This window comes from Paenibacillus endoradicis, from assembly GCF_024721975.1.
Genome location: NZ_JANQBB010000001.1, coordinates 608,403 through 632,579, shown reverse-complemented (window position 1 = coordinate 632,579; position 24,177 = coordinate 608,403). Strand labels below are relative to the sequence as shown.

The following is a 24,177-nucleotide window of genomic DNA, read 5'->3' as shown; positions in this document are numbered from 1 at the left end:
ACCACTCCTTCGAATTTTCATAATTCCATCTATGGTTTCTCTGATAATACCCAAGGGATATTTCCTTGAAATTCTATTTGCAATGCCGGTTCAGGGAAATTAGTGGGCAATAAACTCACGCCATATGTAAAACCAAATATAATTCCATCTACTTCATACATTTCACTATCAAGAACTGCATGTGTAAGTTCATTCTCAACCGTCTTAATCCAACAATCAGGTCCGCTAATTAATTTTCCTACAATATGATAAAATCCTCCATAAAGGTGAGTATCATCTTCATTCTCACAAAACGCTGAAACTTCTCCCTTTCTTGGATCTATTCCTAATTTCTTTAGAAAACTAATTATCCCCTCCGGCATGACTTCAACTGCCTTTACGAAGTTCTTGCAATTAAGACAGCTACATCCTTCTGTTATTAAATAGTGAGACTTATAAAAGTCGTTTGTTCTCTGTTCGTCGTATTCAATTACCCACTTATTGATGGTAATCTGTTTCATATCATTATTCTCGCTCTCATAGTAATTTCATATAACTTCTTATTAATAAAATAGAACTCTACAGTAAATTCACTTCCATAAACATACTATCTAACAACATACTATTCAACCATTTTTTACCTTATCACACTTTATTTCATATACCTTAATCGCATCAATTGCTCTGTGGTTTGTTCTAGTAATTCCGGTGCGCGCGCCATCGCTTCTTGAAGTGACATCGGACCATTGACGATACTATGTATGCTTTGTATTCCTATCTCGTTCAGTTGCTCAATGCCAGCTCCAATAGAACCTGCCAATGCAATAACAGGTACGTTCCATTTACTTGCTTCCTCGGCAATTCCCATCACGGTTTTTCCTGAAGCTGTCTGATGATCTATTCGCCCCTCACCTGTAATAACCAAATCTGCGTTCTGTAAATGATCCAGTAGTGATGAATGCTCAATAACCACATGAACACCTCGCTTCAATTCAACTGGGAAAAACGTGAGAAATGCACCTCCAAGTCCACCAGCTGCACCTGCTCCTGCTTGATCATGTAGATGTGTTCCCGTGTTCGCTTCTATAACATTTGCCCAATGAATCATATTATCATCTAATTGCTTCATCATTACAGGTGTCGCACCTTTTTGCGAACCATAGATGTAGGAAGCTCCATTTGGACCTACGAATGGATTTTGTACATCAGAAGCTAATATAAATTGTGATTGAGTAATCCTTTGATCGAAATCGCTAGAATCTATCTTTACAATACGATCTAAACAACCGCCACCATAAGATATATCATTGCCGTCCCCATCAAGAAGTCGCATCCCTAATGCCTGTAACATACCCGCTCCGCCATCATTTGTAGCGCTACCGCCAATTGCAACAATAAATTTACGATAACCCGCATCTAGTGCATGAGCAATTAACTCTCCCGTTCCAAAAGTTGTTGTTATAAGTGGATTTCTTTCTTAATCAGAGAGCAAACCAATCCCAGACGCTCTTGCCATTTCGATAATTGCAATATGTTCTGATGCAATTACTCCGTATTCGGATTCGATCTTATTGCCGAGCGGATCTGTTACAGTTGCAGGCACGACCTCCCCTCCTCTTGATGCTAGAAGACAGTCTAAAGTACCTTCTCCACCATCCGCTAAAGGGATAACTATCGTTTCAATTTCAAGTAAATAGTTATTAATCCCTTTTTGAATGGCATGAGCTGCATCTATAGCTGAAATACTTCCTTTGAATGAATCGGGTGCAACAATAATTTTCATACCTTCTACCTACTTTCTAGAAATTAGATACAAACAATATCAAGCGTCATTTTATAAAAATGAACATGATTACTTTTTCACTTCTATATACTAATAAAAAGGTTTTGGAGGTGACGATTTATGCCATCACATAATGATAAAGTAACGAATGAAATATCTAAACTTGCAAACTATCTGATTAATGAGCAAAAATCAGATGGTTCTTGGCGTTATTGCTTCGAAAATGGAACAATCATTGATTCATATATGATTATACTGTTAAGATCCATAAATTCTAAGAATGAGTTAATTATACAACAATTGCATAATCGCATAGTAGCTCAGCAACATCTCGATGGATATTGGAGTTTATATAAAGATGAAGAAAAGGGGAATTTATCTGCAACGATAGATGCTTACTACGCTTTACTCTATTCCGGCTATAGTAAATCAACTGAGGATTTTATGCAAAGAGCAAAGCAATACATTATCTCGCAAGGTGGGCTTGGCGCATCAAAAGGTTTATTGAGTAATGCTGTGCTTGCTGCAACAGGTCAGATCAAATGGCCCACCTCCATCAAATTAATACCACTAGAGATCATCCTTCTCCCTACAATACAACCTATTAACATATTTCAATTCTCAGGTTATTCAAGAGTTCACCTTATTCCAATGCTCATTATGTCTAATCAAAGCTTTTCGATCCAAACAGGTAGCATCCCTAATCTTAGCGATCTTCAAAGTAGTCGAATAGATGCTGGTGAACATGATTCAATCGAATTCACACAAATGATCGAGATGATTGAGTTAGGCCGAACTAGATTGATCGGTAGTTCTCGTTCACTGCATGACATAGCAATGTCAAAGGCAGAGCAGTATATGTTAGATCGTATCGAGGCAGATGGAACATTATATAGCTATGCTAGTAGCACCATATTAATGGTATTCTCTTTACTTGCACTTGGATATGATAAGAAACATCCGACTATTACGAGTGCTGTTCAAGGCTTAATCGATATGAGATATATTACTGATGAAAAGACAACCATACAAAATTCTCCTTCCACCGTTTGGGACACAGCATTAATCACATATGCCTTACAAGAGGCGGGAGTAAAGCAAGACCAACTATCGATTCGTAAAGCAGGTCAATATTTGTTGTTACAACAGCAGCATAACAAAGGAGACTGGAGTCTACATAATGCTAGTGCGATTCCTGGAGGTTGGGGCTTCTCGGAGTCCAACACTTTAAACCCAGATGTAGATGATACTACTGCAGCTCTACGTGCCATTCAGAATCTAAGCATTAATGATCCAGCATACCTTGAATCTATTAATCTAGGTCTGAACTGGGCATTATCAATGCAAAATAAAGATGGTGGCTGGCCAGCTTTTGAGAAAAACACTAATAATAAGATGCTGACTTGGCTCGCACTAGATGGTGCAAAATCTGCAGCAATAGACCCATCTGATGCTGATCTTACAGGTCGAACATTAGAGTATCTAGGTAACTTCAGAGGGCTTACTGATGACAACAAAAGTGTCAAAAAAGGAGTGGATTGGTTATTCACTCATCAAGAACGTAATGGTTCTTGGTATGGTCGATGGGGAGTTTGTTATATTTATGGTACATGGGCAGCAATAACTGGCTTAATGGCAATTGGAACTTCATCGAATCATAAAGCAATCCAAAAAGCAGATCAATGGCTGTTAAGTATTCAAAACAGTGATGGCGGCTGGGGTGAATCTTGTAATAGCGATATTATTCGGCGCTATGTCCCGCTCCGTGAAAGTACACCTTCACAAACCGCATGGGCATTAGATGCTCTAATCGCTGTACATGATCAACCAATTCCCGAAATTAAGCGAGGCATTGATCGACTTCTTACATCGATACATGAGAGCAATTGGTTAACTACTTATCCAACAGGTGCTGGACTTCCAGGAAATTTCTATAACCGTTACCATAGTTATCGTTACATTTGGCCATTAGTGACGCTAGCTCACTATAAGAAGAAGTATGGGGGATTTCACTCATAATCATATCGCTATAAACGTTCGTATCGCTGCCAGTTCTTTAGGACAGGATTCTGCAACTTCAATTCACCAATCTCTTGCCATCTTTAATTGAAATAACATAATATGACTCATCTTTTCCTCCTGTCCTAATTACAACGCTAGATATATTACAAATTCTTATTGTTTTTTATCAAGTTCTCAAATTCATTAAAGCCATCTTACGAATGAGCCCATTTCCAACTTAATTCCTTTCTCATTTGCCCAGTTTACTAAATCTTGTATTCCTTCATCCTGATCTTTCATATAACAATAGTATAGGGATAGCGGAACAATTAGTTTACCTTTTGGTTTAATACCAATGACCTGTTTTTTATTGATACTTATCATAATCATCTTTATCTCTTCTGCTCTAATGATTCTACCTCTAATATGTATACTTTCATTATTAATTCGAATCTCTCTAGGTTCCATTATATATGTTCTTACAACTGAAACGATCAATACTAAAACACCGAAAACTGTTAGTGCTATCACGAAGTAATATAAGTTATCTACATCGTCTTTCTGGTGGATAAGTCTATAAATCTGAATCGCTATTATTAGAAGCATTGAAACTATAGTTTTGATTGCCGACGGATTTACAATTGCATATGTCTTATTGTTCTTCATATGATCTCCGATCAACTAATTATTGATATTACTCCTTCATGTTCTCCCACTCCGTGTTTATAATTCCTCTACCAATATTCCACTTTGCGAGTAACTCTCTTTGCCTATTTTCTAAGTCAAGATATGGAGACGCTACATATGAAAGAGTATTAAATAATTCAAGAAATTTAGTACCTTCCTTGAATTTCCGGATACCTCCATAATCATCATCGTCTGCTGCCCAAACGATATTTTTAATCCCTGACATTAATATGGTGCATGAACACATTGGACATGGCTCACAACTTGTATATAACGTTAGATCATTCTTCACAAACTTCTTATTATCCATATCTAATAGTCGACGACAAGCTCTTCTAATTGCGTCTACTTCAGCATGAGCTGTGCAATCACCTTCTGAAAATACACGATTTCTGCCCCTACTCACAACATTTCCTTCACCATCTATAATTACAGCACCTATAGGATAGGTACCTTCTTCAAAAGCTTTTTGAGCTTCTTCTAGCGTAATAACTAAATAATCATAATTAGATAATTTCACAAAAGCACCCCACCTTTTACATCTTATTTCCATAAATAATGTTGACTCTACCCACCTCAAATATAACAACCATATCCAAATTAAACAACCAAATATTGCATATAAACCCACTAACATGCAACAAAAAAAGCGCACCGATATTATCTCGGCACGCTTCCAGTACTACCAATCTCTTCTCATCTACGCATGATAACTCTCTGTAGGATTATTCAATACCCACTCAAGTATCAATATTTGCGATTCTAATACTCTTGTTCTATCCTCATGGGTAGATGAGTTCTTAGCTTGTTGCAGTTCGTGAATTTTTCGTTTAATTTGATCTTCGCTTCGCATGTGATTTCCTCCGCCTTGTAAATGATCTTTTCTATCTAATATTCTAGCTCAATATCCCAACATTATATCACACATCGACTCCACTACTTTCATCAATTATTACCCACGAATAACCTACAACAAAAAAGCCAGACCTTCCTACTTTCGTAGTACGATCTAGCTTAAAACGCATGTTTAATATGATTCATCGAATATTGTTCCCCGCTTCGCTCTACTAGCACTACATCAAAGCGGAGCGAGATGTTTCGTAGCTTCGCTTGATAGAGATAGATCTCTGCTAGACGACGTAGCTGTATCTGCTTACGGGGAGTGATCGCTTCTAGCACTGAACCATAACGATTCACTCCTGACCCTTGAGCATACACGGTTCTTGTTCTTACTTCGACGAACACAAGCTGATTATCTTTACTTGCAATAATATCTAACTCGCCTGAACTACAGCGCCAGTTGCGCTGTAAGATGATGTAGCCTTGCTCTTGCAAATACAAACTTGCACGCTCTTCACCTTCCGCACCTAGCTGCTTTCGATTCAGGGTCATAGTGGCCAATCCCTCGCATTTCGATCCGCTCGGTAAACAAAGCTCAATATTTCTGCAACTACTGCAAACAGCTCTGGTGGAATCTCTTGATCAATATCTAATTTAGACAATACTTCAACAAGCGATTGGTCTTCTTGTATCGGCACTCCATTCTCTTTCGCTTTAGCTAGTATACGTTCAGCAAGTTCACCTTGCCCTTTAGCGATAAGTGTAGGTACAGAAGTATTCAACGGATCATACTTCATCGCTACTGCTTTACGCATTTTGGTAACTGGTTGTTGTTCATTCATACTTTGAAGTCGACTCCTTTATAACGCGTCGAGTTGATCTGTTCGACATCAGGTGGAAGCATTCTCTGTTTTAGTTCTTCTAGCTGCTCATTTTCAGCTTCTGCTGTTGGAATCGGCGTAGTTCTAACGGAAGAAAGCATATAACCTGTAGAATATAATGCTTCGCTAATTTCTGGCTTAAGCGCCTCAATCAAGGAACTTATCGCAGGATGATCATTCCATAGATTCAAGCTAACGATTTTACTTGTAATATTCACATCGACCATCGTCGGTCCAATCGCATTCATATTAAGATCGAATACTATCCGGCAATTTTCCGAATCCAATTCACCTTTACGGTCTCGACGAGTTTGAATATGAACAGCAGCTGTCTGCCCACCATCTTGATCCTGTAATGGAATAAACATCGTCACATGTGAGAATACGGAGTGATTCCGCTCTGTCGATAACATTAATTGCTGTCCCGTTATCGCATTCAATAACTGTTGTGCCGTTTCCTTCACCGCAGCAGGTGTATCCGTACTTTGCAGCAATTGCATAATCGAAGATTTTAAACTCTCATGATTCATTGTCGCTTGACCAGCTTGAGCTACTGCTGCATTTGCTTGTGGTTGTAAGTTATCAGCTTGCTGACTTGCTGACAATGGATTATGATGAACAGTCGCTTGATTATGAACGATGTCACTTTGCACATTAGCTTGGGGAGCTCCTTGCAAATGAGCTGCCTGTTGAACCGAAATTTGCTGTGGTGCAGTAGGCTGAGTAGCTTGTGGATTACTTGGACTTACTGGTTGTGAACTTACTTGATTGCTTGTCACTTCAGCACTTTGACTAGTTACCACTGATTGCTGAAACGCCGTTACAGGTGTTGGTGCAGCAGGTGTAGTCGGTGTTGGAGCAACATTCGCACTCTGATTACTAGTAGTTGGAGCTGCATTCGTTGTTGCAGGCTGGACTTGATTGCCTACATTCGGTTGCTGCCCTGTAGGTGGTACCGTAGTATTTCCCAGCGCACCAGCTGAGTTCACAGCATTCCCTTGTCCTACATTCATATTACCACTTTGTAAATTGCTAGTTGTTAGAGGCGTCTGTATAGACGGAGTAGTAGCTTGATTAGTCTGCGGCTGAGAACTTGTTAGTGGCTGATTAAGCAACTGCTTACCAAGTGTAGTTTCGTGATTTACTCCTAGCCACTTCAAGAGCAGTCCAAGATTCCCTTGTGAAGTTGATGGACTTAATCCGCTTTGTGATTGCGTTGCCGCTTGTGCTTGACCTTGTTGTGATACTAATGGAGCATCTTTAGCTATTAACTCTCCACTACCAGTTGCTACAATAGCTCCTTGATTACCAGCCCCAATTGATAGAGAATTTTGCGTCGTTGCACCATTAGTTGCCAAAGAACGTAACAATGCCGATCCTTCATCCAGTAAAGTTGAAAGCTGATTAAGCATTAACACTGTCTGAGCACTTGTATTTGTAGACCCACTATTGTTAGCTTGTAATAGCGTAGACAGTTGGCTTTTCAATTGATCGATTAATAAGTGTAAAGGTGCTCCCGATTGCAACTGATGGAAAGCAGAAATGGTTGCCTGGGTCATCGGTAATCCTCGTTTAAATGCGCTAGCCGCTGCCTGCATCCATTGCTCTTGGTTAACGCCCGGTGGTATTAACTGAGCTGCCTTCTGAAATGCTGCCGCTGTTTCTTTATTCAAAGGAAATCCTTCTTTACGCAAATCTTTAATGATATCATTCGCCCATGCTTTATCTGGCATATTGAGAGCTTTCAATATGTCTTTCATTGGATCATTCATCCCAAGTGTCGTCGGATCAACTTGTTTTAACAAAATGTATGCGCCTTTTGAATCTGGCTGAACTTGAAGTAATGAAGCTTGACCTTCCATTAACGGAATATCTAACTTCGCTCTTACTTGTACTCCATTTATATTAACTAACGCTTCGTTATTATCATATTGTTGTAAAACAACGCCACGAACAACCTGACCAATCTTCAATTCTAATGTTCTTACATCATTGCTAACTGCATCGCCCAATATGCCTTTAATATTTCCGATACTCATGCGCGCTGTCCACCTCATTTCATTCACATATAGTATTTATCGGCTATTGAGCGCTTTTTTTTGACTACAATCCTATCCCTTTATAACTTTAATTAATTATGTAGATTCATCTTGGATTTTCTATAGTAGAGACAATACAAAAATTCAAAGTTATTCTACCCTTCAGTGGGATAAAAGCATATCAATTCTTATTGAGAATGGAATACATATTAGTATCGTAAGCTACTCCATTTTGATACATATAACCCCTCAGAATGCCCTCATTATGAAATCCAGCTTTAATTAGCAACTTATTTGATGCTTCATTATCTATAAAGACAACTGCCCCAATACGTGTTAGAGCTAATTCATCAAATCCATATTGGATTACTTTAGATAGAGCTTCAGAAGTGAAACCCTTTCTCCAGTACTCAGGATGTATTTCATAACCAATTTCTGCTCGTTTATGTTTGGGTGACCATGCATTGAATCCCATAGTCCCAATTATTCCTTGATGCCCTTTGATTTCAATTCCCCAGCGCATTCCTTTTTTCTCTTTATAACTATTGGCAAAAAAATCAACAAATGCTTCAGCTTGCTCTATATGTACTAATGTTTCTTGCCCATAATATCGAGTAACATTTTCATTAGAAAAGCAGGAGAATATACCCTCAGCATCATTCTTTACGATTTCTCTCAGTAACAATCTTTCCGTCTCTAATGTAGGAAACATTTTCCCACTCCTCTCATTATCCATCGAGATACAAAAAGCGACCTGCATCCTATCCATTAAGTTAGGTTACAAGTCGCTTCTATTGCTTGTAAAGCATAATATAACATTCAATATCTACTATTGCTTCGGCCATACACTCTCTAATTGCTCACCAAGGAGCTTCTTCAAAAATGTTTTGCGATGCATAATTGTAGGGCCATATTCCAAGATTGCTGCATTATGTACTTTCGTACCATAACCTTTATGTTTCGCAAGTTCATACTGCGGATATAAGTCATTCCACTCTTGTTCGCACAGACGATCACGAGTAACTTTCGCTAATATTGATGCAGCTCCGATCGATTGACTACGTGCATCACCTTTTACAATACCTTCTTGAGGAATTTCAAGATCAATAATCTCTGCATCCACTAAAAGAAATTGAGCGGCTACTTGTAGACCTTCAACTGCTTGCTTCATCGCTAGACGTGAAGCTTGCTTAATATTCAGTTCATCAATGATTGGTGCTGGAATTCGCGCGACACAGTAAGCTACAGCTTGATCAATAATTTCGGCGTATAGCTGCTCGCGCTTCTTTTCCGTTAGCTTTTTGGAATCATTGATCCCATCTATGATGCAACCAGGTGGTAAGATTACCGCAGCGGCAACTACATCACCAAATAGACAACCTCTACCTACCTCATCCACACCAGCAATATGTTCAATCCCTTGTGACCATAACGCCTTCTCAAAGTCCAACAAATCGATGACATCAGACATCTATTTCTTAACCTCTCTTATAGGCATATCATCAAATGGAGCTTCTAGCGTAATACGTCCTAATTTGGCAGCACGTAGATCACGCAATATGATTCCAGATGCTTTATCAAGATCTACTCGGTTACCACTCATTAAGCAACCACGTTTGCGTCCGATTTCTTCCATAACTCGAACAATTTCTTCGTTATCTTCCAGATCTTTCGGAGGGTCGATCGTTAAGCTATAGCGCTCCGCAATTGTGTTCCAATATCTGCCCGCAAGTGTTTTAATCGCATAATATCCGATTTCATCAATATTCAAAATTTGCTCACGAATTGCGCCTGTCATTGCCAATCGATATCCTACGATTTGATCATCAAATCTCGGCCATAGAATACCTGGTGTATCAAGCAACTCTAATTCGCCGCCTGCTTTAATCCATTGTTGACCTTTCGTAACACCTGGTTTATCGCCAGTGATCGCGATATTACGGCCTGCGAGACGATTAATTAAGGTAGATTTCCCAACGTTCGGAATACCTACAATTAGTCCACGGTTAGCACGAGGATTCATCCCTTTAGCAATCTGTCTATCGATCTTTGCTTTCAATATTTGCTTAGTCAAAATCGGAATTTCATTGACACGTGTACCAGTATTAGAATCTACAATAGCAACAGTATGTCCTTCATTCTCGAAATATTGTTTCCATTGTTCATTCATGACAGGATCAGCCAAATCAGACTTATTCAAAATGATAAGTCTTGGCTTTCCTTGCAAAATTTCATCAATCATTGGATTACGACTAGAAATAGGCACTCGTGCATCTAGTAGTTCAATCGCAATATCGATTAATTTCAGCTTATCCTGTATTTGACGCTTGGCACGGGTCATATGCCCCGGGAACCATTGAATCGCCATTTAAGTCACCTCATCTAGTTGTAATGCTTAACCAACTCTAATTTATCTAATGGCCACATTACGACATCAGCACGTCCGATAATTTCGTCCTCCGATACGTAACCGATAGCTCTACTATCCTTACTATAACCTCTATTATCGCCCATCACATAATACATTCCTTCAGGGACAACGTTATCTGGGTAACTTTCATTAGGGAAACTGAATGAGTCTCCAATTCCGTTATAAGTCGTTCCATTAGCCATGCTCTCTGCAATGGCTTTTGTAAGATAAGGCTCTGTAATTAACTTATCATTAATGTACAGTTGGTCACCTTCTACTTTAATAGTATCACCTGGTACACCAATAATACGCTTAATGAAACGTCTACCTTCTTCAGGTACATCGAATACGACAACATCACCATATTCAGGCTTACTAATATTATAAATAAGCAAGTTAACTATTACACGTTCATGGGTATGAAAGTTAGGTTCCATTGAATCACCATCAACAATAAATGGTGAGAATAGAAAAATACGAACTATGGCAACAAGTACAACAGCGATTACAATGGACTTAATCCAATCCACAACCTCTTTGTACGTTTTCTCTTGTTTTTGTTTCTTGCTCGCCCTTGTAACTGTAGAGCCAGGTGCCATATCATTATTTTCATCCTGAGAGCTTTCATACTGCTCAGCTACATCATCTTTCGTAGCTTTTTGTTGATCTAGTAACTCATCTTTGGGTTCCATTGTACAGCCCTCCTCTAGACTCTAGCAGATGCAAAAAAAAACGAAAAGGAGCTTGATAGAACAAGCTCCTCTTGATGATTCATTTTAACGAATTTCTTTAATTCTTGCAGCTTTACCACGAAGGTTACGAAGGTAGTACAATTTAGCGCGGCGAACTTTACCACGACGTGCTACTTCGATTTTTTCAAGCTTTGGTGAATGAAGAGGGAAAGTTCTTTCCACACCAACACCGTATGAAATTTTACGTACAGTAAAAGTTTCACTAATTCCGCCACCGCGACGTTTAATTACTACGCCTTCGAATAACTGAACACGTTCACGAGTTCCCTCGATTACTTTTACGTATACTTTTAGCGTGTCACCAGGACGGAAATTAGGTACGTCTTGACGAAGCTGTTCCTGAGCAATTGCTTGTAGGATATTCAATACATTCAACTCCTTTCACCATAGATGTTCTTATAAACTCCCTATTCTTCTGAGTAGATCATCGTTTATAGCGGACCACCCGTTATACGAACAACATTAATCATTTTATCATATTTATAGCATCAATACAATGATAACTTATGGGTTTGTCCTAATTGTTCAATCACAATGCTATTATGGGTTGTTAGTTAACAACTTTCGTTGCTCAGATAGCCATTTCTGCTCTTTCTTGGACAACTCAACATGCTCAAGTAGATCAGGTCGACGTTCCAATGTGCGTAATAGCGATTGTTCACGTCTCCACTTCTCAATATTAGCATGATGCCCAGATAATAATTCATCTGGAACTGACCAATCGCGGAATTGAGCAGGTCTTGTATAGTGAGGATATTCCAGTAGACCAGTACTGAATGAATCCGTAATTGCACTTGTCTCATTGCCAAGAACACCCGGCAGTAATCTAACAATACTATCGATTACTGTCATCGCAGGAATTTCTCCACCGGTAAGCACATAATCTCCTACAGATATTTCATCTGTAACTAGATGCTGACGAATACGCTCATCATAACCTTCATAATGACCGCAAATGAATACGAGATGGCTAGACGCGCTTAATTCCTCTGCCTTACGTTGTGTATAACTTTCCCCTTGTGGGCACATCAAAATTACACGTGGTGGCTCTGAAGCTTGAGCTTGTAATTCCTCCACTGCAGCAAATACAGGTTCAGCCTTCAAGACCATACCACCGCCGCCGCCGTAAGGATAATCGTCTACCGTATTATGCTTATTATTGGCATATTTACGGAAATTAATCGCGTTAAGCTCAACTATTCCTTTTTGGTGAGCTTTTCCCAAGATGCTACTACTGAACACACCAGTGAACATCTCTGGAAATAATGTTAACACATCAATTTTCATGTTAGACCAATCCTTCTAGCAAATGAACAGTGATTCGTTTACTTGCCACATCAACATTAAGTACGACAGGATCAATTACTGGTAACAAAATCTGTTTGCCTTTGCCCTTTTCAGGTTCTACAACCCAGACATCATTGGCGCCTGGAGACAGAATTTCTGTTACTACGCCAAGCAATTCATCTTCATCGCTGTATACTTCACAGCCGATAATTTGATGATAAAAATATTCGCCATCATCTAATGAACCTTGATCTTCAGCAGCTACCTTAATAAGCCAGCCTTTGAATTTCTCTACTTCATTAATATCGTTATAACCTTTTAACTTAATAAAGTACATTCCCTTTTGCTCACGCGAGTTCACAATCTCAATTTTTATAGATTGCCCTGTTTCTTCATTGAACATAACGAGCTTACTGCCTACAGCGAAGCGCTCTTCTGGGAAATCTGTACGTGACATTACTTTAATGTCACCTTTTAGTCCGTGTGTATTCACAATCAGACCAACATTATACCAAGTTCCACTCATTTCATCATCCCTTACTTAACAAACTTTTTCGCATTTCCATGCCAAAAGAGGGTCAGGATTTTCATCCTAACCCTCCTGACGGCGCATTCACTTATGATTGAATGTTAACGATCACACGCTCGTTAGACTTAGTTGCAGCCGAGTTCACCACAGTTCGTATCGCTTTCGCAATACGACCTTGCTTACCGATAATTTTACCGACATCAGATGGATGAACCGAAAGCTCGTAAATCGTACTGCGTTCATCTTTAACATGAACGCGCACATCTTCCGGATGATCCACTAAAGCCTTCGCTATGACAAGAATTAACTCCTTCATCAACAAAGCCCTCCGCTTCTCAACAGTAATAACTAATAGTTATTACTTCTGTTGTTTAAGCTCATGGAATTTTTTCATTACACCCGCTTTTGAAAGCAAGTCACGAACTGTATCAGATGCTTGAGCACCTGTTTGTAGCCATTTCAACGCTTTTTCTTCGTTGATTGTTACTACTGCAGGTTGCGCAACTGGATTATAAGTACCGATTTCTTCAATAAAACGACCATCACGTGGAGAACGAGAATCAGATACTACTACGCGATAGAATGGAGCTTTGTGAGCACCCATACGTTTCAAACGAATACGAACTGCCATTAGAAATTCACCTCCTTCGAAAAATCATACATTGAATATAAACACCAAGCGAGTAGCACAGGTACAAAGTACACGAGCATACGGCGACCGAATTCACCACAAAAGCTTCGAAGCGATTTTAGACTTTCAGCACCAAGAAGATGGCATGAAGCTAGTGAAGTGAGTAGCACAGTGTACGTAATCGGTACACGAGCAACGGAGCAAGCGATGAATGCCATATTCGAAGCCGAATACGCTACATCAGCATAACCATCGTGATCAAAGTCTAAAAGGGAAACTTCATGTTTTTGCCTAGAAGCCCTTTCATCCCCTTCATACCTTTTTTACCACCTTTAAGACCTTTAGGTCCGTTCGGGCCCATCATTGAACTAAATTGTTTCATCATTTTACGCATATCATCAAACTGTTTGATCAGTCGATTAACTTCAACAATGGTAGAACCACTACCTGTAGCAATACGTTTACGTCGGCTATGATTAAGTAATTCTGGCTTTTGTTTCTCTTCCTTTGTCATTGATTTGACAATGGCTTCCACGCGATCCAGTTGCTTTTCATCAACCTTCATATCTTTCATATTACCTTTCATCTTACCCATGCCTGGCAACATATCCATAATTTGATCCAATGGACCTAATTTTTTGACTTGCTCCATTTGCTCTAGGAAATCATCAAAAGTAAATTCCGCATTACGCATTTTGCGTTCCATCTCAGCAGCTTTGTCTGCATCGATTCCCGCTTGCGCTTTCTCAATTAGAGAAAGCATATCACCCATACCAAGGATACGAGATGCCATACGTTCAGGATGGAACGGCTCCAAAGAATCGATCTTCTCGCCCATTGCCGCGAACTTAATAGGTTGTCCGGTTACAGCTTTTACAGAAAGAGCCGCACCACCACGAGTATCCCCATCTAGTTTCGTTAGAACGACACCTGTTAGCTCCAATTGTTCATGAAAGCTTTGAGCGACGTTTACAGCGTCCTGACCAGTCATTGCATCAACGACTAAGAGCACCTCATCTGGCTTAACAATGGCATGAATGTCTTTCAATTCACCCATTAAAGCTTCATCGATATGTAATCGACCAGCTGTATCGAAAATAACATAATCATTACCGTTATCTTTGGCGTGTTGCAAACCATTACGAGCTATTTCAATAGGAGAAACTTGATCACCCATTGCAAATACTGGTGCATTGATCTGCTCACCTAGAACTTGAAGTTGTTTGATTGCCGCAGGACGGTATATATCACAAGCAACTAGTAGTGGTTTATGGTTTCCTTTTTGCAATAATCTTGCAAGCTTACCAGAGGATGTTGTTTTACCCGCACCCTGTAAACCAACCATCATAATAACTGTTGGAGGTTTGTTAGCTTTAGCAAGCTTCGCTTGAGTTCCACCCATAAGCTCAGTAAGTTCTTTATTAACAATATCAATAATGACCATGCCAGGCGTAAAGCTTTTAGATACATCTAGTCCAATAGCTTGCTCTTTCACCTTGGCTATAAAGTCTTTCACGACTTTGAAGTTAACGTCTGCCTCAAGAAGAGCAAGTCGTACTTCACGCATCGCTTCAGCGACATCATTTTCAGAAACTTTTCCTTTGCCCTTCAGCTTGCTGAAAACATTCTGCAGCCGACTCGACAAACTCTCAAATGCTGCCATCCTTTATCGCCTCCATTTGTGTCATAATTTCTATAGAACGTAACTGTTCAACGACAGTTTGTAAATGTTGTCGTTGCTCCATCGGAAGTTGTAGTTGATCAAGTTGATCTTCTAATTGCTCCGTCAGGTGCACTGTTTGCCCATGCCTGGTTAACAGTCCCAACTTTCGTTCATACGATTCCAGCGCCTGCTGGGCCCGCTTTATATTATCATACACTGCTTGGCGACTAATGCCAAATTCAGTAGCGATTTCACCTAATGAAAAATCATCGTGGTAGTAATATGTTAAAATAGTTCGTTGCTTATCTGTTAATAACTCTTCATAGAAATCTAACAGCAAATTAATGCGTGTTGTCTTGGCTAGGGCATCTGGCTCTATATGTTGCATTCCATTTCCCTCCATTACATCCTTTGAAGCGTGTACCAATCGGCTTTCACTGTAAAGTAGTTTACCTTTACACTTGGCAACGAATATTATCATAACTTAATCATTTTCATGTGTCAAGTATTTTTACTTGTCACTACTTCATTTTCGCAATAGTAGCCACCGTTGTGAAATATTTCCCATTCTCAGCAGCGAGAAAGTCTCTATCGCCAACAGCGTATGGATTTTCTGCTTGAACTTCCTCTATATGGTTATACCCTCTAACTGCTCAATGCCACGCTTCGCCCGATTATTAAGTGATTTCTTATCGCTTAATTGATGAAGGCTCAATTCATGACCGGGATCAACGACTAATTGACCTTTTATTATATCATCAAAAATTAACAGTGTTTTCTTAATCGCATCAATAAGCTGAGCCTTCGTTAATATATCTTTTGTCGAGCCAATAATATGAATCATATATTCTGCATACTTGAGCTTTACAATACTGTCTGCACTTTTCAGATGTCTTGTTGAGAACAACAAAATATTCGTAACAATATCAATATCTTTATAATTACTTGCAGTTACGTCAAGATGATGTACCGCATCCCAATTTCTAATAGATAATTGTGCTGAAAAATGCTGAATTAATTCTTTTATCCACTGCATCTCTTGTTCTATTGCAATATTGCAACTTTTGTATTCCTCAAGCTGACCTTCGCGGAACATTTGAAGCTTGTTCCCATAATGTTTATCAAAAAGTTCTTTTGCTCGTAACTGTTGATCTATCATGTCATCACCTTCATTTCATGTTCCTGGGTATTCTCATCATGTTAACATTAATGCAATCGATATCGTTATTCAAGGAATAAAGTCAATTTATACAATCTATTCAGATCAGTGATACAATTCGATCTCGTTTTTACATAGCATAAAAAAGCTGTCCCTTGTAGAAACCATCTACTTGTGGGACAACCTATTCAGATTCAATATATTCACTTAATCTCATAAATATTTATTTCCCTACATTATGTGTATTACTGAGACTCTCATTACTCTGTACTGAGCGGTTTGATGACCTCGCTAACCTCTTACCTAACAACAATGATAATGGAATTACTATAACTATTATTAGACTTGCAATTCGGAATGCATCACTAATACTTAATATGTAAGCCTTCTGATATGCTAATCTATCAGTGACACCTTCATCCCATACTGATAGTCTCTTCTCATGTACTCCCATCCTAGCATAAAATAGCGATGTACATAATCCAAGTGCCATAGCGCTAAACACTTGGCGCAACCAACTTATCAACGCTGATGCGTGACCAAGGTACTCCTCTGGTATAGATGACATGCTTGCATTCGTAATGGGGGTCATTGTCAATCCGGTTCCAGTGTTACGAATAGATAACCACACCATCACAGCTAACATCGTTGTTTCAAGGCGAAGATAACTAAAATAATACGTAGAGATGAAAAGAATGATACTACCTATTGTTAGTAACTTTGCTGGACCCAATCTCTTATACAATCTACCCGATAAAAAAGTAGCACATGTAAGGCAAACTGCTGCTGGCAAGAACTTCAACCCGATTTGGTATGATGTCATTCCCTGAATCTCCCCTAGAAATAGAGGAATAAAATAGACGCCAGAGTATATTCCAAATGTTAGAATAAGTGAGGCAGATAGACTTAAAGTAAATGTAACATTTTTGAATAGTTTTAGATGAAGAAGGGGGTGTGGGGTCCGCAGCTCATGACTTATGAACATTAAAGTGCTAACAGTACCAAGAAGTATTGTTCCCCAAGTCCACATGGACTGCCAACCCCATACATTCATATTTCCGAAAAATAACAACAATGAAAGACTAGCAAAAGTCGCTAACAGTAAACCTCGCCAGTCGAGATTTGTTTTTTTATTATGTCGAGTGTCTGGAAGAATTATAGCAGCGACCACAAAAGTGAAAAGCCCAACTGGCACCGTAACAAGAAAAATTAAATGCCAATTGTAACCTTGAAGCCATCCACTAAGGGTAGGACCAATTGAGGTGCTGAATACGGTTGAGAACGACCAAATACTTACTGCAAGAACCTGTCTTTCTTTCTCCACTGTCTGATAAATCATCGCTAAAGAAATAGGTTGAATGAAACCGCAGAATAAACCTTGTAAAACTCGAAAGGCGATGAGTGATTGGATATTCCAAGCACTTGCACATAGCATTGAGCTTATAGAGATCCCTATCAAAGAAAACAGAAACAACCGTTTACTTCCAAAGCGATCTATGGCATAACCACTAATTGGAGCTACCATGCCACAAGCCAGTGCGAATCCCGTAATAATCCACTGCACACGTTGCAAGTCCGAATCAAAAATCGCCATAAAGCCAGGTAACGATACATTGAGTGATACGACATGATACATACCAACAAAAGAACCTAGGAAAATAATCGTCATCGCTGGCCAAAAGGGCGACCTTGCATGAGTTAAGTCGGTAGACAAATCAACACCTCGCTTTGTTAAAGAGGTAGCTCAAAAAGCAGACTTTGATAACGAAGTGATGCAGGAAGTATAATCGGCATCGAATATGAAGCGAACTTCGGAAGTCCGGGCCACGTGTACCAATAACGTACACTTGCGTTTCCTCCTTCCTCAAGTAGCGCTCCATCTTCTCGGTTCTAAAAGCCTGCTTTTTGAACTTGAACTTATAGTAAAGGATAATGGCAACTAACAAAACGATCTTTCTCTACCTCACGAAGTGCTGGCTGTTCTTCCTTACATCTACTTGTTGCTATAGGACAACGTGGATGAAAACGACATCCACTTGGCGGATTGGCTGGAGATGGTATCTCTCCTTCAATTGAAACAAATTTCCGTTGTACCGTGGGATCAGCCTCTGGAATAGATGCAATAAGCGCTCTTGTATAAGGATGTGCTGGGCGCAGAAACAATTCATCACTCGGAGCAATCTCAACTAATTTACCTAAATACATAACACCAATTCTATCTGATATATGTCTTACTACTTGTAATCCATGTGCGATAAATAGGTAGGTCAATCCAAGTTTCTGCTTCAGATCTTGCAACAGATTAATGATTTGAGCCTGGACAGACACATCAAGTGCAGAAACTGCTTCGTCAGCTAAAATAAAATTGGGATTTAGCGCAATCGCCCGTGCAATCCCAATACGTTGCCGCTGCCCGCCTGAAAATTCATGTGGGTATCGTCCAGCAATAGAAGGATCTAAACCAACTAAGTTCAATAATTCTTCAACTCGTTCTCGACCTTCTTTAACTGATAGGCCACCATGAACTTGTAACGGTTCAGCAATAGAATCTCCAATCGTCCATTTCGGATCTAATGATCCGTAAGGATCTTGGAAAATCACCTGCATATCTTTCCGTATAGACCGTAATTTGGAACCACCTAGATTAGTAAGTTCTTGCCCTTGAAAGCGAACATTACCTGAAGTTGCGCGTTCTAATTGAAGTAACAACCGGCCAAGTGTTGATTTACCACTACCAGATTCTCCAACAAGTCCAAAAGTCTCGTTCTTCCTTATAGAAAAAGAAACATCATCAACCGCGCGAATGAAAGTACGCGATGCAAACAAACCCTTCCCTTTTACAGAATAATATTTGTGAAGATGCTTAGCCTCAAATAAAATTTCCGAAGTATGCTCAACTTCAGCATGTAAAGCACTGGAAATTATCTGCTCAATGTCTGTACTATGCTGTAGCCGTTCAACACGCCAGTCCCCCTCACCCACAACAAGTTCAGAATGCCAACAAGCAACCTGTCTACCTTCAATATCATTAAGAACCGGTGCTTCTGTCTTGCATTGATTCGTTGCGTACTTACATCTTGGATGAAATACACAACCAGTTGGTAGAGAAAATTGACTAGGTATAGATCCTTCAATGGAGTATAATCTAGAACCACGAACAGTATCTAATGTAGCAATTGATTTCAATAGTCCCCTCGTATAAGGGTGCTGTGGACGTTCGAATAATTGTATAGCACTCCCCTGCTCGACAATCTTTCCTGCATACATGACCACAATACGATCAGCGATTTCTGCTGCAATTCCTAGATCATGAGTAATTAGTAAGATTGACATACCAAACTCACGTTTCAAATCTTGCAATAGCATCAAAATTTGAGCTTGTATCGTAACGTCGAGTGCAGTAGTCGGCTCATCAGCAATTAATAGCTCTGGTCCGCATGACAGTGCCATCGCTATCATTGCTCGTTGTAGCATTCCTCCAGATAATTCTCCGGGATACTGTTTCATACGTATTGCTGGCTCTGGAATACCTACTCTATATAGTAGTTCTATTCCACGTACCCAAGCATCTTTTTTAGTTTTTTTCTCATGTTGCATAATGGTCTCTACGATCTGCTCTCCGATCGTAAATACGGGATCGAAGGCAGCCATTGGCTCTTGAAAAACCATTGCGACACGTTTACCTCTTATTTTGCGAAGCGCATCTTCAGGTAGAGTTGCCAAATTAATATCATCGAGCATAACGCTGCCTTTTGATATAAAGCCATTCTCATGATCTATCAGTCGCATAATTGCTTTTGACGTAACTGTTTTACCACTTCCCGACTCTCCAACTAGACAGACCGTTTCGCCAGCTCGTATGGATAACGTAATGTCTTGAATCGCTTGAAGCGAACCACGATTTGTATTGAAATCAACAGATAGATTTTCAATATGAAGTAATGCTTTCAAGGGAAGTTCCTCCTCTTGCCTTGACTTAAGTAGCTTTTTTAGGATCTAATGAATCTCTAAGTCGATCCCCAATAATGTTAACTGATAGAACAAAAAGTGTTATTGCTACTCCTGGGAATGTACAAATCCACCACGCTACCGTCAAATAACTACGACCTTGGGCAAGTAAAGTCCCCCAATCAGGAATCTCTCGCAATACACCTAGACCAAGAAAACTTAATCCTGAGCCTGCTAATATGGAAGTTCCGATTCCAAGCGTAGCCATAACAAGAAGTGGTGAGAATGCATTCGGCATCACATGTTTCCAAAAAATATGAAGAGGACTTGCACCTATTGATTTGGATGCAGCTATAAATGTTCTTCCATTAATGCTCATTATTTGAGCTCGCATAACACGTGCGTAACCCGGAATAGATGAAACGGCTACAGCCAATACGATATTGAACAGACTAGGTCCGAGCGCTCCAGCAATCGCTAGTGCAAGCAAGATACCTGGGATTGTCATGAGAATATCATTCAAGCGCATCAATATCGTATCAACCTTGCCTCCAAAGTATCCTGAGACAGACCCAATTGCACCTCCCAATAATCCACCAACTAATACGGAAGCAAAACCGATGAACAAAGAATCTCTACTCCCGTAGACTACTACACTAAATATATCTCTACCAAAATAATCGGTACCAAAAATATGAACCTTACTCGGTGACTGCATTGCGCTATTCACCATCATTTCGGTCGGTGAATAGGGGGCAATCCAAGACGGAACAAAGACACAAACTAGCATAAATAAAAATACAAATCCGGCTCCGTATAGAAGAATGTTAGAGAATGCAATCCGGCTCACCATTCGAAATACTCGATTTCCTTTTTTTATATCACCCCATACTAGTTTGGGTGCTACTATATCTCTCATCATGATTCATCTCCTCCCTACTTATATGGAACGTCTTACTCTTGGATCAATAACGGAATATGAAATGTCTACTAATAAATTAACGACGACATAGACAATTGCTGAAAAGAAAATAACGCCTTGCACAACTGGCAGATCTTTCGCCATAATAGCATCTGCTATTACTCGACCAATTCCTTGCCTTGAGAAGACCGTTTCAATGACGACGGTACCAGCCAGCATCTCGCCAATCATCATTCCCATCATCGTCACAGCAGGAATTAAAGCATTTCTTAGTGCATGCCGATACATAATCGCACGTTCGGTTAAACCTTTAGAACGAAGTGTCATAATAAAATGATCGCTAATAATATCTAACATGCTGTTTCGGACCATTCGCACAATAAATCCGGCTCCGACGGTTCCTAAAGTTATCGCTGGCAGCACCAAACTCTTCCAACCGTCGGAACCCATTGCTGGAAACCATTTAAGATTAACGCTAAAGATAAGAATCAGTAGAATACCCGACCAAAAAGTTGGCATCGAGATGCCAAACAATCCAACAGTACGAGCAGCTATATCGATAAATCGATTGCGGTGAATGGCTGATAGCACACCTAGGAATATACCGACGATGACTGAGACAATTGAGCTTGCCGCAGTCAACGCTAATGTTGCTGGAAGATGTTTAACGATTTTAGGAAGAACCGGCTCCGAGTTCAACAGAGAATTCCCAAAATCCCCTTGTACCATATGGCCAAAGTAACGAAACAATTGGATATGATAGGGCTGATCGACGCCTAGTTGTTGACGCAAGCTCGCAACTAAATCAGGTGACGCCATCGTTGGATCAAGTATCATATCCGTTGGATCGCCTGGAAGTACGTAAAGTATAGTGAAAACAAGTACCAGAGAACCTGCGATAACGAGCAACGAATTAACAATACGTTTTGAAATTAATCCAATCATAATGGTGTACGCCCCTTTTTATTATTTTTGTAAAAATACATCATTGAATATTGGGTAACCAAGGAAATCAAAGATCAAACCATTCACGGATTTATGTGCTCCAACGGTGTAAGGGAATACGTAAATTGGAAGAATAATTGCATTATCTATGATGTAGTTCTGAATATCTTTATAAATTTGTTCGCGCTTAACATCGTCTTGCTCAATTAATCCTTGTTCAAGAAGTTTATCTATTGCTGGTTCATTCAACTTCGACAATGAAAGTGGGGCATTAGGAGCAGTAGAATGATAGAGTGCATAAAGTGCATTCGGATCAGTGTTCACTTGGCTGTTACCATATAGATCATAGTCATGGTTTGTATAGATTACTGTTTTGTAATCCTTCGTAATCTCGACTTCCACCTCTATGCCTATGGCTTTCAATTGTTGTTGAATGATGACAGCAATATCGTTTCGTTTCTCACGATTAGGGGTAACATCTACATAATGTAAAGTCAGCTTTTTGCCATCCTTTTCGCGAATACCATCTGTTCCTTTCAACCAACCAAGCTCATCAAGTAGTTGATTAGCTTTATCAAGATCTGGCTTGATCCCATTTTCTAACGATTTGTCATATCCTAATATCCCTGGACTAAGTGGTGACCAAGCTTGATCATAAGTGCCCAGATACAGTGTCTTAACAATACTCTCAACATCGACTGCATATTGTACCGCCTGTCTAGCCTTCAATTCGTTCCAGGGTTCATGGTTGAGATTGAAAAATAAAGTATAAGGCAAACCAACCGTATTCACCTTAAACAATTGACCATTCGGATCACTTTCGAAAGAAGCAATGTTTTGTGGTGGAATAGTTTCTGCTGCTAATATTTGTCCACTCTGAACACTACCAATTCTCGTTGCTTCTTCAGGCACAATTTTGAACGTGATTTGATCAAGATAAGCAGCTCCTTTGTTCGAGACAAGTTCAGGAGCCCATTTGTAATCATCATTTCGTTTTACTTTGAGATCTGCATTTTCTTCCCAACTAACGAATTTAAATGGTCCCGATCCAACAGGATTTTTACCAAATTGATCTCCGTAATCCTTCGCTGCAGTTGGCGAAACAATACCTAGTAGTGCTTGACTTAGATTAGTTAGAAACGCACGAGAAGGTGACGATAGATTTAATTGAATCGTAAATTCATCAATGACCTCTGATGATTCATATGGTCTCAAAAGTGCAGCCGCGTTCGCTGCCTTAGTCTCGGGATCAAGAATTCGATCAAAGTTATATTTTACTGCTTCCGCGTTGAACGGTGTTCCATCATGGAATGTAACGTCTTGTCGAAGTTTGAACGTATAACTTTTCCCATCCTCTGATAATGTCCACTCCGTAGCAAGCCAAGGTTTGATTGTGTTATCAGGCAGTTGTACTACTAATGAATCATAAATCGTACGGATTACACGTACGGCTACAGCTAACCCGCTTCGATGTGGGTCCAGTGTATCTGGAGATGTTGCAAGAGCATAACTCAATTCTCCACCTACAACAGCGGAGCTTTCTCCTTTATCTGTTGTACCAGTTGTTGCTAATGTGCTTTGACCAGATCCTTGTTTCACTTCAGAATTCGTTGTGTTCTGACCATTAGCGCATGCTGACAACACCAGTGATAAGGCTAATAACATAGTAATCATTGAAAACTTATAATTTATTGATTTCATGAAGATTCTCTCCTTTACTT

General features: G+C 39.6%; 25 protein-coding genes and 1 pseudogene. 1 reads left to right on the top strand and 25 read right to left on the bottom strand.

Going from position 1 to position 24,177, the window contains the following annotated elements; all coding sequences use genetic code 11:
* Positions 1-29: 29 nt before the first annotated feature.
* Together NV377_RS02800 and NV377_RS02795 are read right to left on the bottom strand one after the other, a co-directional pair.
* Entirely contained in the window at positions 30-500 is a 471-nt protein-coding gene (locus NV377_RS02800) for a hypothetical protein (RefSeq protein WP_258199640.1), read from the bottom strand.
* A gap of 131 nt (positions 501-631) precedes the next feature.
* Positions 632-1,762 (bottom strand): annotated as a pseudogene (locus tag NV377_RS02795) (glycerate kinase).
* Between the two features lie 120 nt (positions 1,763-1,882).
* Between NV377_RS02795 and NV377_RS02790 the strand changes: the two are divergent.
* Positions 1,883-3,781: a terpene cyclase/mutase family protein gene (locus NV377_RS02790; protein ID WP_258199639.1), complete on the top strand. Its 1,899-nt coding sequence runs from the start codon at positions 1,883-1,885 to the stop codon at positions 3,779-3,781.
* A gap of 186 nt (positions 3,782-3,967) precedes the next feature.
* Here NV377_RS02790 and NV377_RS02785 read toward each other — a convergent pair whose 3' ends face one another.
* The 23 genes from NV377_RS02785 to NV377_RS02675 all read right to left on the bottom strand — a co-directional run bounded on the left by NV377_RS02785 (position 3,968) and on the right by NV377_RS02675 (position 24,157).
* Complete coding sequence (locus NV377_RS02785) at positions 3,968-4,429, bottom strand: hypothetical protein (protein WP_258199638.1); 462 nt, start codon at positions 4,427-4,429, stop codon at positions 3,968-3,970.
* A 28-nt stretch (positions 4,430-4,457) separates the two neighbouring features.
* Complete coding sequence (locus tag NV377_RS02780) at positions 4,458-4,970, bottom strand: nucleoside deaminase (protein WP_258199637.1); 513 nt, start codon at positions 4,968-4,970, stop codon at positions 4,458-4,460.
* Between the two features lie 180 nt (positions 4,971-5,150).
* Positions 5,151-5,303: a hypothetical protein gene (locus NV377_RS02775; protein ID WP_258199636.1), complete on the bottom strand. Its 153-nt coding sequence runs from the start codon at positions 5,301-5,303 to the stop codon at positions 5,151-5,153.
* Positions 5,304-5,464: 161 nt separating this feature from the next.
* Entirely contained in the window at positions 5,465-5,842 is a 378-nt protein-coding gene (locus NV377_RS02770; RefSeq protein WP_258199635.1) for a YraN family protein, read from the bottom strand.
* The gene (locus tag NV377_RS02765) at positions 5,839-6,132 is read right to left on the bottom strand and encodes an EscU/YscU/HrcU family type III secretion system export apparatus switch protein (protein WP_258199634.1); all 294 of its coding nucleotides are present in this window, start codon (positions 6,130-6,132) and stop codon (positions 5,839-5,841) included. Before NV377_RS02765 ends, NV377_RS02770 begins: the two co-directional genes overlap by 4 nt.
* Complete coding sequence (locus NV377_RS02760; RefSeq protein ID WP_258199633.1) at positions 6,129-8,210, bottom strand: TP0910 N-terminal domain-containing protein; 2,082 nt, start codon at positions 8,208-8,210, stop codon at positions 6,129-6,131. The genes NV377_RS02765 and NV377_RS02760 overlap by 4 nt, the downstream gene beginning before the upstream one ends.
* A gap of 181 nt (positions 8,211-8,391) precedes the next feature.
* Positions 8,392-8,922 carry a GNAT family N-acetyltransferase gene (locus NV377_RS02755; RefSeq protein WP_258199632.1) on the bottom strand — a complete coding sequence of 177 codons (531 nt, stop codon included), beginning with the start codon at positions 8,920-8,922 and terminating at the stop codon, positions 8,392-8,394.
* A gap of 117 nt (positions 8,923-9,039) precedes the next feature.
* Complete coding sequence (gene rnhB, locus NV377_RS02750; protein WP_258199631.1) at positions 9,040-9,681, bottom strand: ribonuclease HII; 642 nt, start codon at positions 9,679-9,681, stop codon at positions 9,040-9,042.
* Positions 9,682-10,578 carry a ribosome biogenesis GTPase YlqF gene (ylqF, locus tag NV377_RS02745; RefSeq protein WP_258199630.1) on the bottom strand — a complete coding sequence of 299 codons (897 nt, stop codon included), beginning with the start codon at positions 10,576-10,578 and terminating at the stop codon, positions 9,682-9,684.
* A 14-nt stretch (positions 10,579-10,592) separates the two neighbouring features.
* On the bottom strand, positions 10,593-11,312 hold the full coding sequence (gene lepB, locus NV377_RS02740) for a signal peptidase I (RefSeq protein ID WP_258199629.1): 720 nt from the start codon (positions 11,310-11,312) through the stop codon (positions 10,593-10,595).
* Between the two features lie 84 nt (positions 11,313-11,396).
* On the bottom strand, positions 11,397-11,738 hold the full coding sequence (gene rplS / locus NV377_RS02735; protein WP_258199628.1) for a 50S ribosomal protein L19: 342 nt from the start codon (positions 11,736-11,738) through the stop codon (positions 11,397-11,399).
* Between the two features lie 174 nt (positions 11,739-11,912).
* Positions 11,913-12,659, bottom strand: a complete 747-nt coding sequence (trmD, locus tag NV377_RS02730; RefSeq protein WP_258199627.1) for a tRNA (guanosine(37)-N1)-methyltransferase TrmD — start codon at positions 12,657-12,659, stop codon at positions 11,913-11,915.
* A 1-nt stretch (position 12,660) separates the two neighbouring features.
* Complete coding sequence (gene rimM / locus NV377_RS02725) at positions 12,661-13,185, bottom strand: ribosome maturation factor RimM (protein WP_258199626.1); 525 nt, start codon at positions 13,183-13,185, stop codon at positions 12,661-12,663.
* A gap of 91 nt (positions 13,186-13,276) precedes the next feature.
* Complete coding sequence (locus NV377_RS02720; RefSeq protein WP_258199625.1) at positions 13,277-13,504, bottom strand: KH domain-containing protein; 228 nt, start codon at positions 13,502-13,504, stop codon at positions 13,277-13,279.
* Between the two features lie 42 nt (positions 13,505-13,546).
* Positions 13,547-13,819 carry a 30S ribosomal protein S16 gene (gene rpsP, locus NV377_RS02715; RefSeq protein WP_258199624.1) on the bottom strand — a complete coding sequence of 91 codons (273 nt, stop codon included), beginning with the start codon at positions 13,817-13,819 and terminating at the stop codon, positions 13,547-13,549.
* Positions 13,820-14,084: 265 nt separating this feature from the next.
* Positions 14,085-15,482, bottom strand: a complete 1,398-nt coding sequence (ffh, locus tag NV377_RS02710) for a signal recognition particle protein (RefSeq protein WP_258199623.1) — start codon at positions 15,480-15,482, stop codon at positions 14,085-14,087.
* Positions 15,469-15,870: a YlxM family DNA-binding protein gene (ylxM, locus tag NV377_RS02705; RefSeq protein ID WP_258199622.1), complete on the bottom strand. Its 402-nt coding sequence runs from the start codon at positions 15,868-15,870 to the stop codon at positions 15,469-15,471. The genes ffh and ylxM overlap by 14 nt, the downstream gene beginning before the upstream one ends.
* A 240-nt stretch (positions 15,871-16,110) precedes the next feature.
* Positions 16,111-16,641 carry a hypothetical protein gene (locus NV377_RS02700; protein WP_258199621.1) on the bottom strand — a complete coding sequence of 177 codons (531 nt, stop codon included), beginning with the start codon at positions 16,639-16,641 and terminating at the stop codon, positions 16,111-16,113.
* Positions 16,642-16,864: 223 nt separating this feature from the next.
* Positions 16,865-18,355, bottom strand: a complete 1,491-nt coding sequence (locus tag NV377_RS02695) for a DHA2 family efflux MFS transporter permease subunit (RefSeq protein ID WP_258199620.1) — start codon at positions 18,353-18,355, stop codon at positions 16,865-16,867.
* A gap of 203 nt (positions 18,356-18,558) precedes the next feature.
* Positions 18,559-20,592, bottom strand: coding sequence for an ABC transporter ATP-binding protein (locus NV377_RS02690; protein WP_258199619.1), 2,034 nt, complete (start codon positions 20,590-20,592; stop codon positions 18,559-18,561).
* Between the two features lie 25 nt (positions 20,593-20,617).
* Positions 20,618-21,442 (bottom strand): ABC transporter permease, encoded by an 825-nt coding sequence (locus tag NV377_RS02685; RefSeq protein WP_258200349.1) that lies wholly within the window; start codon positions 21,440-21,442, stop codon positions 20,618-20,620.
* An 87-nt stretch (positions 21,443-21,529) separates the two neighbouring features.
* Positions 21,530-22,456 (bottom strand): ABC transporter permease, encoded by a 927-nt coding sequence (locus tag NV377_RS02680; RefSeq protein ID WP_258199618.1) that lies wholly within the window; start codon positions 22,454-22,456, stop codon positions 21,530-21,532.
* 21 nt (positions 22,457-22,477) lie between these two features.
* On the bottom strand, positions 22,478-24,157 hold the full coding sequence (locus NV377_RS02675) for an ABC transporter substrate-binding protein (RefSeq protein WP_258199617.1): 1,680 nt from the start codon (positions 24,155-24,157) through the stop codon (positions 22,478-22,480).
* Between the last annotated feature and the right edge of the window lie 20 nt (positions 24,158-24,177).

Bases quoted from the DNA above. Each gene is read 5' to 3' on its own strand.
- NV377_RS02800 (WP_258199640.1), bottom strand. From the start codon at position 500: ATGAAACAGATTACCATCAATAAGTGGGTAATTGAATACGACGAACAG.
- NV377_RS02790 (WP_258199639.1), top strand. From the start codon at position 1,883: ATGCCATCACATAATGATAAAGTAACGAATGAAATATCTAAACTTGCA.
- NV377_RS02785 (WP_258199638.1), bottom strand. From the start codon at position 4,429: ATGAAGAACAATAAGACATATGCAATTGTAAATCCGTCGGCAATCAAA.
- NV377_RS02775 (WP_258199636.1), bottom strand. From the start codon at position 5,303: ATGCGAAGCGAAGATCAAATTAAACGAAAAATTCACGAACTGCAACAA.
- NV377_RS02770 (WP_258199635.1), bottom strand. From the start codon at position 5,842: ATGACCCTGAATCGAAAGCAGCTAGGTGCGGAAGGTGAAGAGCGTGCA.
- NV377_RS02765 (WP_258199634.1), bottom strand. From the start codon at position 6,132: ATGAATGAACAACAACCAGTTACCAAAATGCGTAAAGCAGTAGCGATG.
- NV377_RS02760 (WP_258199633.1), bottom strand. From the start codon at position 8,210: ATGAGTATCGGAAATATTAAAGGCATATTGGGCGATGCAGTTAGCAAT.
- NV377_RS02755 (WP_258199632.1), bottom strand. From the start codon at position 8,922: ATGTTTCCTACATTAGAGACGGAAAGATTGTTACTGAGAGAAATCGTA.
- rnhB (WP_258199631.1), bottom strand. From the start codon at position 9,681: ATGTCTGATGTCATCGATTTGTTGGACTTTGAGAAGGCGTTATGGTCA.
- ylqF (WP_258199630.1), bottom strand. From the start codon at position 10,578: ATGGCGATTCAATGGTTCCCGGGGCATATGACCCGTGCCAAGCGTCAA.
- lepB (WP_258199629.1), bottom strand. From the start codon at position 11,312: ATGGAACCCAAAGATGAGTTACTAGATCAACAAAAAGCTACGAAAGAT.
- trmD (WP_258199627.1), bottom strand. From the start codon at position 12,659: ATGAAAATTGATGTGTTAACATTATTTCCAGAGATGTTCACTGGTGTG.
- rimM (WP_258199626.1), bottom strand. From the start codon at position 13,185: ATGAGTGGAACTTGGTATAATGTTGGTCTGATTGTGAATACACACGGA.
- NV377_RS02720 (WP_258199625.1), bottom strand. From the start codon at position 13,504: ATGAAGGAGTTAATTCTTGTCATAGCGAAGGCTTTAGTGGATCATCCG.
- rpsP (WP_258199624.1), bottom strand. From the start codon at position 13,819: ATGGCAGTTCGTATTCGTTTGAAACGTATGGGTGCTCACAAAGCTCCA.
- ffh (WP_258199623.1), bottom strand. From the start codon at position 15,482: ATGGCAGCATTTGAGAGTTTGTCGAGTCGGCTGCAGAATGTTTTCAGC.
- ylxM (WP_258199622.1), bottom strand. From the start codon at position 15,870: ATGCAACATATAGAGCCAGATGCCCTAGCCAAGACAACACGCATTAAT.
- NV377_RS02700 (WP_258199621.1), bottom strand. From the start codon at position 16,641: ATGATAGATCAACAGTTACGAGCAAAAGAACTTTTTGATAAACATTAT.
- NV377_RS02685 (WP_258200349.1), bottom strand. From the start codon at position 21,442: ATGGTGAGCCGGATTGCATTCTCTAACATTCTTCTATACGGAGCCGGA.
- NV377_RS02680 (WP_258199618.1), bottom strand. From the start codon at position 22,456: ATGATTGGATTAATTTCAAAACGTATTGTTAATTCGTTGCTCGTTATC.
- NV377_RS02675 (WP_258199617.1), bottom strand. From the start codon at position 24,157: ATGAAATCAATAAATTATAAGTTTTCAATGATTACTATGTTATTAGCC.